This window comes from Anoxybacillus sp. FSL W8-1294 (genome assembly GCF_037965005.1).
Taxonomy (GTDB): domain Bacteria; phylum Bacillota; class Bacilli; order Bacillales; family Anoxybacillaceae; genus Anoxybacillus; species Anoxybacillus flavithermus_G.
Genome location: NZ_CP150179.1, coordinates 272,491 through 288,345, shown reverse-complemented (window position 1 = coordinate 288,345; position 15,855 = coordinate 272,491). Strand labels below are relative to the sequence as shown.

10 protein-coding genes and 1 riboswitch are annotated in these 15,855 nt (G+C 45.5%); of the genes, 2 read left to right on the top strand and 8 right to left on the bottom strand.

Features of this window, described 5'->3' with window-relative positions; all coding sequences use genetic code 11:
• Positions 1 to 10: 10 nt before the first annotated feature.
• From NSQ23_RS01615 to NSQ23_RS01600, 4 genes are read right to left on the bottom strand one after another with little or no spacing between them, the layout of a single operon-like run.
• Complete coding sequence (locus NSQ23_RS01615) at positions 11 to 1,237, bottom strand: TIGR02679 family protein (protein ID WP_339172458.1); 1,227 nt, start codon at positions 1,235 to 1,237, stop codon at positions 11 to 13.
• Positions 1,234 to 5,373, bottom strand: a complete 4,140-nt coding sequence (locus NSQ23_RS01610; RefSeq protein WP_339172455.1) for a TIGR02680 family protein — start codon at positions 5,371 to 5,373, stop codon at positions 1,234 to 1,236. The genes NSQ23_RS01615 and NSQ23_RS01610 overlap by 4 nt, the downstream gene beginning before the upstream one ends.
• Positions 5,363 to 6,529 (bottom strand): TIGR02678 family protein, encoded by a 1,167-nt coding sequence (locus NSQ23_RS01605; protein WP_339172453.1) that lies wholly within the window; start codon positions 6,527 to 6,529, stop codon positions 5,363 to 5,365. The genes NSQ23_RS01610 and NSQ23_RS01605 overlap by 11 nt, the downstream gene beginning before the upstream one ends.
• An 11-nt stretch (positions 6,530 to 6,540) precedes the next feature.
• Positions 6,541 to 8,022: a TIGR02677 family protein gene (locus tag NSQ23_RS01600; protein ID WP_064221316.1), complete on the bottom strand. Its 1,482-nt coding sequence runs from the start codon at positions 8,020 to 8,022 to the stop codon at positions 6,541 to 6,543.
• Positions 8,023 to 8,199: 177 nt separating this feature from the next.
• Between NSQ23_RS01600 and NSQ23_RS01595 the strand changes: the two genes are divergently transcribed.
• Positions 8,200 to 8,661 carry a hypothetical protein gene (locus tag NSQ23_RS01595; protein WP_004888814.1) on the top strand — a complete coding sequence of 154 codons (462 nt, stop codon included), beginning with the start codon at positions 8,200 to 8,202 and terminating at the stop codon, positions 8,659 to 8,661.
• A 40-nt stretch (positions 8,662 to 8,701) separates the two neighbouring features.
• Here NSQ23_RS01595 and gatB read toward each other — a convergent pair whose 3' ends face one another.
• From gatB to NSQ23_RS01575, 4 genes are all read right to left on the bottom strand, one after another.
• Positions 8,702 to 10,132, bottom strand: a complete 1,431-nt coding sequence (gene gatB, locus NSQ23_RS01590) for an Asp-tRNA(Asn)/Glu-tRNA(Gln) amidotransferase subunit GatB (protein WP_192948590.1) — start codon at positions 10,130 to 10,132, stop codon at positions 8,702 to 8,704.
• 14 nt (positions 10,133 to 10,146) lie between these two features.
• Positions 10,147 to 11,604 (bottom strand): Asp-tRNA(Asn)/Glu-tRNA(Gln) amidotransferase subunit GatA, encoded by a 1,458-nt coding sequence (gene gatA, locus NSQ23_RS01585; RefSeq protein WP_004888804.1) that lies wholly within the window; start codon positions 11,602 to 11,604, stop codon positions 10,147 to 10,149.
• A 12-nt stretch (positions 11,605 to 11,616) separates the two neighbouring features.
• Positions 11,617 to 11,907, bottom strand: coding sequence for an Asp-tRNA(Asn)/Glu-tRNA(Gln) amidotransferase subunit GatC (gatC, locus tag NSQ23_RS01580; RefSeq protein ID WP_004888803.1), 291 nt, complete (start codon positions 11,905 to 11,907; stop codon positions 11,617 to 11,619).
• A 283-nt stretch (positions 11,908 to 12,190) separates the two neighbouring features.
• A riboswitch (purine riboswitch) is annotated at positions 12,191 to 12,292 on the top strand.
• Between the two features lie 234 nt (positions 12,293 to 12,526).
• On the bottom strand, positions 12,527 to 13,966 hold the full coding sequence (locus tag NSQ23_RS01575) for a DDE-type integrase/transposase/recombinase (protein WP_339170875.1): 1,440 nt from the start codon (positions 13,964 to 13,966) through the stop codon (positions 12,527 to 12,529).
• Between the two features lie 164 nt (positions 13,967 to 14,130).
• On the opposite strand from NSQ23_RS01575, the gene ade reads away from it, so the two are divergent.
• Complete coding sequence (gene ade / locus NSQ23_RS01570) at positions 14,131 to 15,843, top strand: adenine deaminase (RefSeq protein ID WP_339172448.1); 1,713 nt, start codon at positions 14,131 to 14,133, stop codon at positions 15,841 to 15,843.
• Positions 15,844 to 15,855 lie beyond the last annotated feature (12 nt).

Below are 15,855 nucleotides of genomic sequence, written 5' to 3'. Positions count from 1 at the left end.
CCTATCCCCTTCAATACGTATCTTTTCTCAACTGTTCCACAAGCGCCTCTTGGTATCCTGCTTTTTTCCGCCACAATATTTCTTGTTTTACTGGCTGCAAGTCATGAAGCGTCACCGATTGCAGTTTCGCCAAACGTTCATCGGATAGCGGAACGGTCGGTTTGGTCGCCAAATAATCAGAACAGTCGTAATGCCAAAGCCGAACAGATGAACCGTACCGCTCGACAAGGCGCTGCGCCATTTTTAGTCCTTCCGGGTCAAAATCGCCCGAATAATAAAGGGTAACCCCTTCTTTTACGAGTAAATCAAACAACCACCTCGTCGCTAAATTCAATTGACCGTTTGTGCTAATGAGCGGTACGTTCGCATCTAACAGCGTCGAAAACACACCGGCATTTTCGACGACAAAGACGTTGTTTCCTACGGACGGATACGCCCGCACTAGCGGCATCACTTCCCGTAACGGCACATTTAGCGCCGTATTCGTTGCACATGCGGCAGCGAAAACAGGATGGCGGCCTTTCTCTGTTTCTGCCATCACGCCAGCGCACGTCACAAAGTTTAATACATCTTCCCGCAACAGCCGATACGACTGCAATAGTTCGTTCACGTCTTCGACCGCCGAAAGGTCGTACTCGGTGTCCGTATAAAATTCGAGCGCCGAAAGCAATAGCTTCCCTGCAAGTGTATGCAAATCAAACATATGCGGATCGTTCGCTACTTTTTGCGCAAAAACGGGCAAGCGAACGTAGGTGGACGGAAGCTGTTCGAGCGCGCGGCAAACAGCAGAAAGCGCCACCTCTAACGCGTGATGGTTTTGTTGATACGCTAATTGCACAAACCGCTGCTTTTCTACCGCCATCAACCAATCGCGCTGTGCTCGATACGTATTCATAAGCCGGGTAAAATAGGCTTCCTTTTCCCGCTCTATTTCTTGTTGTTGCTCTTTTTTCGTTACGAGCGGCTCGCCAAAATAGCATGACAGCAACTCCACGAGAGAAATGCCGGCAAACCTTGTATTCGCAAGCTGTTGTTCAAACGCCGCGAGCGACACGCGGCTCATTTCTTTGCCAAAAAACGACGCGATCGCTTCCTTTTCCTCCGCCGAAAAAGACGAAACGGAAATCGTGCCCCCTATGCGACCAAGCGATTCGTATTTCTTTTTCATTTCGCAAAAAAGGCGGTGAAACGAACGTTCACCGCGAAAAAATTGCACCGCTTCCTCTACCCGATTCAATGCGATCCCCCTCTCATCATTGCCGCTAACTTTTCATCCGTAACAAGCTGCTTTATTTTTCCGTTCCAATAATAGCGAATGACCGTCACGAACGAAGCATTTTTCGGACGAACGAGTTCGCAAATCGATAGCGCCGGAACGGTATCATAATCGCCCCAGAGCGCTTGCGAGTTCATCACATAGTTAAACCCAAGCTGCTCGACAAGCCCGAACATATTGCGAATATTATTTTCGTCTACCCCCGCGAACGCTTCATCCAACGAAATAATGTACGGCGCATCGTCTGCTGCTTCTTGATAACGCGAATACGTCGCGGCAAACAACGGAATATACATCGCCATCGCTTTCTCCCCGCCGCTAAATTGATAGAACCGTTGGTTCGTCAACTCTCGTTTCGGTTCATTCGTTTTTTGGTAATAAAGGGTAAATGAAAACCATTTCCGATAGTCTAATACTTCTTTAATAATTTGGTGGAGCGTATTGCCTTGGCCGCGCTCTTCTAGCAATTCGCGCGCTCGATGAATTTTCGAGCGGAAATGTTTCGTCACTCGCTGCAAATCTTCCTCTTTTAATAGCCGCGAGTTCATCCGCAACAACTCGACAAGCTCTTTCGTATCCATCTCTTCTTCCGTTTCCGCGGTGCGCGGCTTCCATTGAATAAACAACACCAGCCCAGAAGACGTGTCGAGCTGTTGCATTAGTTCGTTCATATCTTTTACCCAACGCTCCGCCCGTTGAATGCGGCTGCGCAAAATTCGACCGATCGTTTTTAAAATAATTTCTTCATACAATTCGCGGTCTTGCTCTTTCATATATTCCCGCTGCAAGAAAATGTCGTGCTCGATTTCACGCAATACATAAAATGGTGATACGCGCTGCCCTTTATAATCAAGCAAAAGGACGATGCGGTCTTGCTTTTCTCTCCATCCGGATACTTTTAATTCCATTTCTTCATCTAGCTCGATATCCGTAAACAAATTGTCCTCCTCAGCTGCGACAGGCTCTTGGCTGAGCCGGTATTCCATTAAATTCGCCGACTCTTGGAAAAAGACGCTATTTAATCGGTTCACAAGCGACGTTCGAGCTTCTTTCGCTAGCACCCCGTATTGCTGCATCGCTTCTTTTGCTTTTTCCAACCAATCAGAACCGTGAAGCTCTACAAGCTCAAGGGAAAGCTCTCGCGCAAACGACCGCTTCCACGCCTCCGCTAGCCGCTTTGCGAACGTTTCTTTCACCGAAAGCTGTTCGCATTTTTCACGAATGGCTTTCAGCTCATGCTCTAGCGCAATGCGCTCGTTCATTTTTGCTGGCATTTCTCGCTGCAAAAATGCCAACCGGCCGCGGACGCGCTGAATTTCCGCTTGAACTTCTTCTGCGCCCATTAGTTGCAGCGTCCGCTCGATTTCTTGTCGCTTCAGTTCGAGTTTTTGCTGCTCTTTTGCGAGCATATGCCGTTCGCCTTTCGTTTCATCGATTTCTTGTTGCAACGTTTCTAACTGCTCTGTCCGATGATGAATCATGTCGAGCAAATGGAGAAACTCCCGATGGGTCATTTGCAATTCATGAAGCCCACGCATATACGATTTCATAAAAACAAGCGCCTGTTCATAGCCGTCCTTGGAAAACTCTAAATCGAGCCCCTCGGTTTGCTCGCGCAACGTTTGTTTTGCTTGTTGCCAATCGCGGGCAAGCTGGGCTAACTTTTCGTTTTTCTTTTCCCATTCGCGTTGTTTGCTTATTATCATTCGCTTCGTTTTTTCTCGTTCTTCAAAGGCTGCGCGCATGTCGCGGTCGGTTGGAAAGGCACGAAACCAGCGGGTTATTTGCGCAATCGTCTGCTCGAGCTGTTTTAGCATGTCGGTTCCCTCATGAAGCTGGGTGCGAAGTTCGTGGAGTTCTGCTTCGAGTGCGGCGATCTTTTCTAGCCGCCAACGCTTGCGGGCAGTGCGTCCGATAAACAACGCTTTTTCCCGCGCCGGGGCATGCCCTTTGATTAAGCCGAGCGTATAACGCCCTTCTTCATGAAGCATAAACGTTCCGTCCATTTCTCCATCGGCAAGAACGATGCTTTGAAGTACTTCGTTAATGCGCGTTTTGGACACTTTGCATCCTTCATCTACATCTGGCTGCAAATAGTCTGCTAATGTATGCGCCAATTCGACAGGACGTGGAACAATCACTCGGTCACACGTTACTTCGACATCGGTTTCTGTAATTAACGCATCAAGTAGCCCTGCATGATACAATGCCGATTCAATCCGCTCCCGAAGCGGTTCTGGTACATGGTCTTGAAATTCCACCCCTGCATAAAACGGGACAAAAGCAATCCCTTTTTCGTCTAACTCCGCCCGCGCTGCGATCGTTTGTTCATCGCGCATGAGCTCGGGGTCTTTTTGCGTTTTCCATTGGTTCCATTCGGCTTCTTTTGAGGCGATTTTTTCCTCTAATAACGTGCACGTATGCTTTTGCTTCATTTTTTCTTCGTTTTTTCGATTGAGTGCTTCGTAATACGCTTCCGTAAACGGTTGCTTCATCTCATCGACGTGATACGTTTCGTATAGTTCGTGAAGACGCTGTAAAAATAGTTGGACAGAGGGTTCCGGTACGGAAACGTCTTGGCATTGTTCGAGCCAGCGAAATACTTCTTGTTGGAAACGCGCTTTTTCGTTTTCTAACAGTTCGAGCCATTTCGCTTCTTCATGGCGCAATTCGTCTACTTCCCGCTGCAGCTCCCCTGCCTCTTTACTCGTTTCTTCATAGCGCGCCTTCATTTCATCATGGCGGCGCCAAAGCGCAATCGTTTGTTCTAGTTTTTCAACGTATTCTTGTCCTTCTCGCTTCCAGACGGTAAAATCAAATTTCGTTTGGCGCTGTCGAGCAAAGTCCGCTTCGTTAAGAGCATGGGAAGAGAAGGAACTTTCCATCGCATCATGCCGTAAGTCTTCTACTTGCTGCGTGAGTTGCTTTTCTATCTGATACCGCCGGTCTTCGTCTTCTTCTAACTGGCGCTTATAGCGGCGTTCGAGCTGCTCTTTTTCATCGATTTGCCGCAATAGTTTTTGTTGCTTGTCATGAATGTCGCGTATTTCTTGTTGGACTCGCTCATATTCTTTCGCCGCTTGAAACACTTCGTGGCTCGCTAATTCTAATTCTCGTTGATGCAATACGTCCTGTTCGTTTGCAAGCGTTTGAATGTATTCGCTCAAAGCGACAAGGTGCGCTTGCTTTTCCTGTTCCTCCGCAAGCCATTGCTTTTCTTCTTCTGCTAGCCGCTTCACTTGTTTGTCAGCCTTTATCCATTCGCTTGCTTTTTCCGCAATCATATACTCGTTATACGCTCGATATTGCGCACAAAGCCGTTTTAGTGATTGCTCATCGCGCTCTAGCTGCTCTAACTGCTGTTTCGTTTGGTCCATATTTTCAATCGTTTCCGATAAATGGCGCAACTCGTCGTCTGTCAACGCGGGGAGCGAGCTTTCTAAAATCTCGTAAATGACCGTTGGCTTGAAATCCTTCGATAGCTTCGGGCTACGCAATTGAATCAATAGCTCAATTAATTCTTGAAACGCCTCCATCGATTCAAATCGGAAGACGTGCTTATTGACGAGCTCCATATATTCTTTTTGTGAATCCACGACCGTTCCGCCGTTGCCAAGTACATTCGCCAGTTCGCGTTTGGTGAGCGGGATTTTTTCCGTTCCATCCGCTGATTTTTCCGTTTTATATAAAAATAAATCGCGACCGATGCGGCGGTTATCAAAAATGACGAACCCCCAAAAATCCATATTTTTTTGTCGCTTTGCCCGCAACCCGATTCCCGTTGTCACATATTGGTCCGTCTGCTTTCGTTTATATTCTAAAAACAAATAACCTGTCCGCTCATCGCGATCGACAATTTCCTTTTCGCCAAGCAAGTAATCTTCCATTTTTCGTGCCCGTGAACCGAACGGGTCAAGCCGGTCGGGCGTTTTTTTCCCGTCCAATAAGACAGGAAGCAAGCTTTGCATCGTTACTGACTTCCCAGAGCCGTTCGTCCCGCGCAACAACAACTTCCCGTCAGCAAATTCGAAATATTGCTCGTCGTAATACCAAAAATTTATCAATCCCGCGCGATGAAGCACCCATTTATTCGTCATCATCGTCTCTTCCTTTCGTTGTAAAGTCGTCTGGATATTGACCGACAAGCCGTCCAAGCAGCGGATAAAGAGTCACCATGCCCGTTTCCTGTTCATATTCTGCCATCTTCCATTCTTTTAAAGCAGAGAGCAGTTCAGATGAAAGTTGTGCCAATGTCATTTCTCGATACGTTTTGCTCCAGCCTTCGCCATACTGCTCGCTGCACCGGTGAAGCAGCTGCCGAAAATCGGACATCGTCACGTGGATTTGCCCGTATTCATCCGGTGGATAGTTGTCCAAATGAGCGCGAACGACAGAGGCAAAATGAAGGATAATATCCGACGTTCCCTTTTGATCTGGAAATAACGTATACACATGTTGCCGTTCTGGAATCGTCAGCAAGGCTGCATTTTTATATAGTTCGTAGCGAAAATCGGTATGCGCCTCGATGTCATCGCGCAGTCGATGGCGGAAGTTGCGCAAATAATAAAAGTTTGGGTCGTCTTTTTGCCGACGATATACAACAGGAGATAAAAAGAGCTGCCGATAAATAAAGTGGCGGCGGTAGTCGTCGGGTGACACTTTCCACTCTTCCTCCAACAGTTGCTCGATCGTTTCATATTGAATGAAGTCTTTCGGATAGGACCGCATAAAATAGCGGGACAGTACAGGAACTTCATACAACGCTTCTTCGTCTTCTTGATTGGCAAACGCCTCAACTTCCCCGTCGACGTGATGTATAATCCCGATTTGCTCGGCTGTTTTTAAGACGCGAATTAACGCGCGACGATGTTGGTAGTTCGTCCAATCGAGCGCCGTTTCGCCTGGATACATCGCTTTTATTTCTTCGCATACATCAGACAATAAAAATTTTTCTTCGACTGCTTTTCCTTCTAAATATGCTAACAAGCAACAAAATAACGCGTAGTCGAGCGGTTCTTGAAACGACTCCATTCCCATCCACGCTTCTGGTTCGGCTGGTATTTTTTCGAGCTTAGCAAAATAGCGGTGAACAATGAGCCGATAGCCGAATTTCTCTTGCACATACCGCTTTAACACTTTTTCACGTTCCCGTATTTTTTGAAAAAGTTCCGGCTCTTTTTCCCGAACAATCCAAAACTGTTCAAACAGCGCCGTTAACGCTTCTTTCGCTTTCTCATCGAACTCTTTTTCCATTCTCTCTTCTCCTAGTCTAGCAAATGGATTTCGTAATTTGGCATCATTAACGTACCATCTTCTGCTTTCAGTATAATCGTCCCTTCACGTTGGACTACTTTCACTTTCCATCCGTTTTCCGTTTGCACCGTCCGGTCTTCTCGCCCCATCGCTTTTGCAATCCACCCGAGCAGCGTTTTGCGAATATGCGGAGCAACGACCGGTAGCTCCTGAAGTACAATTTTTCCGTCGTTTATAAGCTGTGTGAGTTCTTCTTCCTCCTGTTGTTTCGCTGCTAAGTAGGCGGCCATCGTTTCCTCTTTTTCTTTCCGCCGATCAATCATTGCTTCTGGCTTTTTCTTTTCTCGGTAGTGGCGAACGCGCGGTTTTACGAGCCATTCTGCCGGCTGTTCCTCCCAAATATCGCGGTACATATTTTCCGTTGCATCGTTTTCGGCGACGATGTGCTTTGTATGAAAACAGCCGAACACAACCGCCGATAATTTATGCGCTTCTTCTATCGTTTCTAATGAAGAAAACCATTTCGCTAAATGCAAGTAATCTTTTTTTCGGCTGCGGAAGTGGTGATGACGTTCCCCTAAGCGCTGAACGACGCGCGTCATTCGCCGAATCGCTTCGTTTGTCTGCTTTTGTAAAAACGACAGTTCGCTTTCATGCCCGTTTCGTCCTAAAAACCATTCGCTTAAACTGCGCCACGTGTCTAATTTCTCTTCTACTAGCTGTTCACGCGAAAGAATCGCCCCTTCAAAGCGTGGAATGGCAAGCTGGTAAGCGACCACTTCCTCAATAAAACGGCGAACACCGTCCTCAGGCAAGTCTTCGAGCAGTTTTTCAATTTGCATCGACGTTTTTTGCAATGCGACGATAAAATCGCGCAAATAAGCGGTAAACTGTTCTTTATAGACGAGAAATGAATCAGACATCATCCGCTCTTCCATGTTTTCTCCGTTTAAATAGGCAATATAGTCGGCAGAATTTTGGATGATTTTTTTAAAATAATCGAACGTTTCTTCCCACACTTGATTCATTTCTTCCCTTTTTTCGGCAAATCCATCGTGGATAATCGATTCCATTCGGACAAGCGACGCATACAAGCGGTCAAACCGCGTTTTTTCGAGCGATCCACCGAACGTCTCCCCTAGCTGCTCAAGCGCGCGAATCATTCGTTCGATTTCAACCGTATATGGGCTGCATTGATAGCGAAACCGTTTCTTTTTAAATTCCTCAATCGTCCGAATATGACCCGTTTCTTGTCTAGCGATTAAGTTTCTCCATTTGACAAGCTGCTCTAAGTCTTGTTGCAGCTCTTCTTCTGTGTAATCTTGAAATTCATCGAATTGTTTTAAAAAAGCGTACACTTCTTCTGGAAACAAATATTGCCGCATTCGTTCGTGTTGCGTATAAAAATAGCGTAAAATCGCGCGGTACCGGTACGCGTTATCCACTACTAAATATTTCGCCTCCGTAATCGGCTTTAGCCACGACGTATCCATCTTTCGCTCCCCTTCTATCCTTCATCTACTATCATTGTAATCGATTCGCTATTCGTTCTCTACTAAAACGTCGTTGGGAAAATGTGCTCCTCAAGTAGCTTGCCTAAAAAATGAACATGTTCGCTAGTCATCCGCTGTCGATTCGTGTAAAATGGAAACGAAAAGGAGGTGAACGAAATGGTGGAACAGTTGCTTTATGAAATTCTTCATGAAGTCAAAGCAACCCGCGAAAAAGTCGAATCGCTAGAAAAACGAGTGGATGTGCTAGAAAAAGAAGTGTCTTCCTTACGCCAACAAGTACAAGCACTGGACGAGAAAGTTCAAGCGCTGGATGAGAAAGTTCAAACGCTCGATGGCAAAGTCCTAGCACTTGACGAAAAAGTGCAACTACTCGACGAAAGAACGCTCGAAACGAAGGCGATTTGTGAAGCGGTTCGTCATGGTCAAGAGGTGCTCGCCGCAAAATACGATGCACTCGCACTCGATGTCCACAACATGCAAGGAAACATCACCCGCTTAACTAACATACTCGAAGAGAAAGTACTCCCTGCCCTCACCGACCACGAATCGAGCATCCAAGTATTAAACAACCGTGTATTTAAAGTCGAAAGCACTTTACAAAAGCTTGTACACCTATAAAAATAAAGCGGCATTGCCATCGGACAATGCCGCTTTGTTTTTATCGTTTATTAATTTCTTCAAGCAATAGCTTATTGACAAGCGGTGGGTTGGCTTGTCCTTTTGTTGCTTTCATAATTTGACCGACTAAGAATCCGATCGCACGGTCTTTTCCGTTTTTGAAGTCTTCGATCGATTGTGGATTCGCGTCGAGCACTTCTAACACAATTTTGCGCAACGTTGCTTCGTCAGAAATTTGCACAAGCCCTTGTTGTTTGACGATTTGCTCTGGATCGCCGCCTTTTTCCACAAGTTCTTTAAAGATTTTCTTCGCAATTTTTGACGAAATTGTACCGTTTTGAATAAGTTTAATCATGCTTGCAAGACTTTCTGGCGTTAACGCAATGTCATGTAATTCTTTTTGTTCTGCGTTTAAATAAGCAGATACTTCGACCATGAGCCAGTTTGAAGCAAGCTTTGGATCCGCACCATTTGCAACCGTTGCCTCAAAAAAGTCTGCCATTTCTTTTGTAAGCGTTAATACTTTCGCATCATACTCTGGCAAACCAAGCTCTTCGACATATCGCTTTTTCCGCGCATCCGGAAGTTCTGGAATGGACGCACGTACGCGCTCTTTCCACTCATCGTCAATATAAAGCATCACTAAATCTGGTTCTGGGAAGTAGCGATAGTCTTCCGAACCTTCTTTTGTACGCATTAAAATCGTTGTTTTCGTCGCTTCATCGAAACGGCGCGTTTCTTGCTGGATCACACCGCCAGACAATAAAATTTTCTCTTGGCGCTTCGCTTCGTATTCTAATCCTTGGCGAACGAAGTTAAATGAGTTTAAGTTTTTCAATTCCGTTTTCGTACCGAACTTGTCTGAACCGATTGGGCGAAGGGAAATGTTTGCGTCACAACGAAGCGAACCTTCTTCCATTTTGCAATCGGATACGCCTGTATATTGAATGATTGATTTTAATTTTTCTAAATACGCATACGCTTCTTCTGGTGAACGAATATCTGGCTCAGATACGATTTCAATAAGGGGCGTACCTTGACGGTTAAAGTCAACTAGCGAATAGCCATCCCCTGTATGCGTCAGCTTTCCGGCATCTTCTTCTAAATGAATGCGCGTGATGCCGATTTTTTTCTTTTTGCCGTTCACTTCAATTTCGATCCAACCATTTTGTCCAATCGGTTGGTCGTATTGTGAAATTTGGTACGCTTTCGGGTTGTCTGGATAAAAATAGTTTTTCCGGTCAAACTTCGTTTCCGTCGCAATTTCGCAGTTTAATGCCATCGCTGCTTTCATCGCATATTCAACCGCTTGTTTATTCAGCACCGGAAGAACGCCCGGATACCCTAAGTCAATGACGCTCGTTTGTGTGTTTGGGGGCGCTCCGAATGCGTTTGGGCTACTTGAGAAAATTTTCGATTTCGTTTTCAGCTCGACGTGCACTTCAAGTCCGATGACAATTTCAAAATTCATCACTCATTCCCCCCTTACAACGTTGGTTTTTGTTTATGATAGTCTGTTGCTTGTTCGAACGCATGAGCGACGCGATAAATTGTGCTTTCATCGAAATGTTTGCCGATAATTTGCAAACCAACCGGAAGCCCGTCGACAAATCCGCATGGAATCGAAATACCTGGAACACCGGCAAGGTTTACTGGGATCGTTAAAATGTCGTTTGCGTACATTGTTAATGGATCGCTCGTTTTTTCACCAATTTTAAACGCTGGCGTTGGGGTTGTTGGTCCGATAATGACGTCGTATTTTTCAAAGACGTTTTCAAAGTCTTGTTTAATGAGCGTCCGCACTTTTTGCGCTTTTTTGTAATATGCGTCATAGTAGCCCGAGCTTAACGCAAACGTTCCGAGCATAATGCGGCGCTTCACTTCGTTGCCGAACCCTTCGCTGCGCGTTTGCTTGTACATCTCCATTAAGCTTTTTGCATTGTCTGTTCGGTAGCCGTAACGAACGCCGTCAAAGCGAGCAAGGTTAGCAGACGCCTCAGAAGATGCTAATAAGTAGTATGTCGCGAGCGCATATTTTGAATGAGGGAGCGATACTTCTTCCCACGTTGCGCCGAGGCTTTCTAACACTTTTAGCGCTTGTAATACCGATTGGCGAACTTCGTCTGATACACCTTCGCCCAAATATTCTTTCGGCACGGCAATTTTTAAACCTTGAATGTCACCTGTTAGGGCAGAAACATAATCTGGTACATCGACATTTGCTGATGTAGAATCCATTGGATCTAAACCAGAGATGACTTGTAGTAAATATGCGTTATCTTCCACCGTGCGTGTAATTGGACCGATTTGGTCAAGCGAAGACGCAAACGCAACAAGCCCATAGCGCGATACGCGACCGTACGTCGGTTTTAAACCAACGACGCCACAAAACGCTGCTGGCTGGCGAATCGATCCACCTGTGTCTGATCCAAGCGCAAATGGCACTTCTCCTGCCGCCACTGCTGCCGCTGAACCGCCGCTAGAACCGCCTGGCACGCGCTCTAAATCCCACGGGTTGCGCGTGAGTTGAAAACCAGAGTTTTCTGTCGATGATCCCATCGCAAACTCGTCCATATTTAATTTACCGATCGTTACTGCATCAGCTTCGTTTAAACGCTCTACAACCGTCGCATCGTAAATCGGGTCGAAGTTGTATAAAATTTTGCTGGCACACGTTGTGCGTAGCCCTTTTGTCACAATGTTATCTTTAATGCCGATCGGCATTCCGAAAAGTAAACCAAATTCCTTTTCTGTTCCCAATTTTTCATCTAGCTCTTTTGCCTTCATGCGAGCTTGTTCTTCGTTTAACGTTAAAAACGCCTGTACTTTTTCTTCTACTTCGGCAATCCGTTTAAACGATTCATCCACTAAATCTGAAACGGAAATTTCTTTTTTATGTAATAAACTGTGCAGTTCAGATACACGATAATCAAACAATGACATATTCTTCCCTCCTTACTCTAAAATGGCTGGTACTCGGAATTGCCCGTCTTGATGGTCTGGTGCGTTTTTTAATACGTCTTCTAACGGAAGACCAGCTGTCGGTACATCTTCACGCATGACGTTTTTCATATTTAACACGTGCGACGTTGGCGGAACGTTTTCTGTATCCAGCTCATTTAACTGCTCCGCAAACGTAATAATGGCGTCTAATTGTTTCGCAAACATTGTCGCTTCTTCCTCTGTAATCGCTAAACGTGCTAAATGCGCGACGTGTTTTACTTGCTCGATTGAGATTCGTGACATATGTTTCACCTCCGATATTGTCGACCTTTCACAATACTATGATGATACCAAACTTTCGTGCAGTGAAGCAACATTTGCCATTCATTTTAGATGAACAAAAAAACGAGATGCCCAACTGGACATCTCGTTATCGTTGGGAAAACTGTTTCAATCGCTTCTTGTGTATAACCAGATCCAGGGTTTACCCCTTTTAAATTTTCGACAATGAAACAATATACATTTTTATCGTTTATTCGACATAAATCAAGCATTGACGAGAGAACAAATAACATTGTAGAATGAAAAAAATTTTTGAAAAACAACTCGTATAATTTCGGAAATATGGTCCGAAAGTTTCTACCAAACGACCGTAAATCGTTTGACTACGAGGATTGCTCCTCGTATCGAGTTGGGGTAGCGTCAAAAAATCTATGAAAAGTCATCATGGTCTACCTGTTGAAGGAAAATAAAGAGGATAGTGGAATTGGATTCGCCCTTGACCAACACTCGCCAAAGGAGAAAAACGGTCAGTAAGGGCAAGGGCAGAAAAGAAGGGCATAGGAAAGCAGCCCTTGCCCTATCCTGATTTTACCTTTGGCGAGGTTCGGATGGTCAAGGGTACGCTCCGCCGAATCCGTCCTTAGGATGCAGCTTGTTGGGTCAACATCTCTTGAGCCATGACAATGAGCCTTGCCCAACGTGCCGGCATATGCGGAAGGCTCTCTAATGCTGGGATGACGACCGGTACCCGTTTTTCTAACGCGCTATGCGGACGCAAGAAGTTGAAATACGCCACAAAGAGTGTGACAAAGGAAACCGAGCCTTCTTCTGCGCCAAACCCATGAGTCGGTCGGTAGTTGCCTTTAAACGTTCGGTTGAATCGTTCAATGATCTGTTTAAGTGGTCGATATTCCTCGGACACAGGATCCTCGTTTGTCAGCCCGATGACTTGACGGACATCGAAAGAAATCCCTTGTTGGGCGAAAAAGTGCTGCGCCAACAAGTAGATCGGGTTGCCATCGACGACAAAAGACAAATCTTCAGGAATGGACGGCAGTTTCTTGAGAACATCATCGATCGCACGGATGGCAGAGAGTGTATCCCGATGTGGAGAGACCCGATAAGACAGCACGACCTTTTTCACGGCATCAAACATAAAAAACAAGTAATGCCAGCACCCTTTGACGCGGATATACGTCTCGTCGCCGCAAAAAGAACCAGACAGTTCGTAAGGAAAGTGATCGATGAAAGGTTTGACGATCAGCGCAACACTGTTGGCATAGTTGATGACGGTCTGATGAGAAATCGACAACCCATGAATGTCTTTCATGATCCTCGCTGTTTTCCGCGTGGAGAGTCCATAGTTGACGTGATACGTCAAGATGAGTCCGAGTGTATGCGAAGACACGGAAAGACGCGACAAATCCACCTTCGACTGTATCGGTGACGACGGTGCCAACGGCTGAAAATCAAAGAGAAACTCACGGAAAATGTATCGAACTTTAAAGGCATACGGCGCATGTTGAAACTGTTCTTTTTCCTGAGGTGTCATCTGTCGCAAGTTTGCTTGGTAAAACGAGCAATCATCATTCTTACATTTGTGGATGTAATAATCGTTGCGCTCTTTGATTTTCTCGAGTGCCTTTAAACAATGTGGGCACCGAAAAATCACTTGTTTGGCAAAACGGCTACGATGGTTGAAACGGCAACGACACACTTTGCATTGATACTGCCCTTTACCTCCGTTGTTGGCGTACACATAATTAGATGGCGCTTGGCACTGTGGACACGTCAATGCATCAGGCACCGTGGTTTTCGTGTTCGCGTGCCTCTTGATCGGCTTCAACGGTTTTCCGTGTTGTTGTTCGTATTCGACAAGAAGATGACGATAGTCTAAACGCGGAAGCGTTTCGATGACAGGCAGTTCATCGACTTGGAGTTTCTGATACGATTGATTCACCGGTTCTTCGTCATCCCAGTCTGTGAGGGACTTTCCAAAAAGTACACCTAGTAAATAAATAATGATTTGATATTGGGTCTTGATTATTTGAAGACATTTGATTAATAATTGAGGTAACAAGCTTGTCACTCCTTTGTTTGGATTGGGTGTGTGGTTACCTCAATCGTACCAAAAACAGCAGGGGTGGCAAGCTTTTTTTGTCGAAAACCGCATAAAATCAATAAAAACTTAGGGTATGTCTTTAAAACTTTTGACAATACCCGAGTTGGGGAGGAGGAACATCTATGAAACAACTTGCAGTAGCTTCCAAAAGACAAATCGCTGATATTGTTGTGAAAAACGGAAAAATCGTCAATGTTTTTACCCACGATATCATCGAAGGAGACATTGCGATTACCGACGGAAAAATCGTCGGTATCGGTACATATGACGGGCATACGATCATTGATGCACAAGGAAAATACGTTTGCCCGGGTTTGATCGACGGACATGTTCATATTGAATCATCAATGGTTACCCCAAGCGAGTTTGCTCGCGTCATCGTTCCGCACGGCATCACAACCGCCATTACTGATCCGCATGAAATTGCGAACGTCTCGGGGACAAAAGGCATTGAATTTATGCTAAACGATTCGAATAACATTCCGCTCGATGTATATGTCATGCTGCCATCGTGCGTACCCGCCACCGATTTTGAACATGCTGGCGCGACATTGCACGCTGAACAGTTAACACCGTTTTTCTCCCATCCGCGCGTGCTCGGACTTGCAGAAGTGATGGATTATCCTTCACTTCTAGAAGGAAAGCAACCTATGCTTGCGAAACTAGCCGCTGCGATGGAAGCAAATAAACTGATCGACGGTCATCTAGCTGGACTGGATGAAACAGCTATTAACGTCTATCGAAGCGCAAATGTTCATACCGACCATGAATGTGTCACCGTAGACGAAGCGCTCACTCGCGTTCAACGCGGCATGTACGTTTTAATTCGCGAAGGGTCGGTTGCAAAGGATTTGCATAAACTGCTTCCAGCTGTCAATACGTATAACGCGCGCCGCTTTTTATTTTGCACGGACGATAAACATATTGATGAGCTTGTCACAGAAGGAAGTATCGATCATCATATTCGTCTAGCGATTCAAGCAGGCATGAATCCACTTACAGCTATTCAAATGGCGACATTAAATGCGGCAGAATGTTATCGCCTATATACGAAAGGCGCGATCGCTCCTGGGTACGACGCTGACTTTTTGCTTGTCGAAGATTTACCGTCGTTTTCCATTACGCACGTCTATAAAAAGGGGGCGCTCGTTGCGGAAAACGGACGCGCTACCTTTTCTGTGGCGAAAGCAACTTCGATCGACAAAGCGATTACTCAATCGGTTCATGCCAAAAAGATAACAAAAGAAGATGTGCAAATTTCGTTTACACGCGGAAAGCAAGCAAATGTCATTCAAATTATCCCAAATCATTTGCATACAAAACGGCTCATGACAGAAGTGGATGTTGAACACGGGGTCTTTCAACCATCGGTGGAGCGGGATCTGTTAAAGCTTGTCGTCGTTGAACGTCATCGTGGTCTTGGTGTCAGCGTTGGCATTGTCAACGGCTTTCAACTGAAAAAAGGAGCGATTGCGTCATCGATTGCCCATGATTCACATAACATCATCGCTACTGGAACGAACGATGACGACATCATCAATGCAATTGAACATATAAAACATATAAACGGTGGGCTTGTCGTCGTCGACAATGGACATGTGTTAGCAGACTTGCCGCTTGAAATTGGAGGACTGATGACAGCAAGAACGTATGAAGAAGTGCTAGGGCGGCTACAAACAATTCACAACGCTTTAACAACCATTGGAGCATCAGACGAATTCAATCCATTTATTACGCTCGCCTTTTTAGCGTTGCCAGTCATTCCAGAACTGAAACTAACCGACCAAGGCTTATTTGACGTTTCATCGTTTCAATTTATAGACGTGGAAGCATAGGGGGATTTTTTA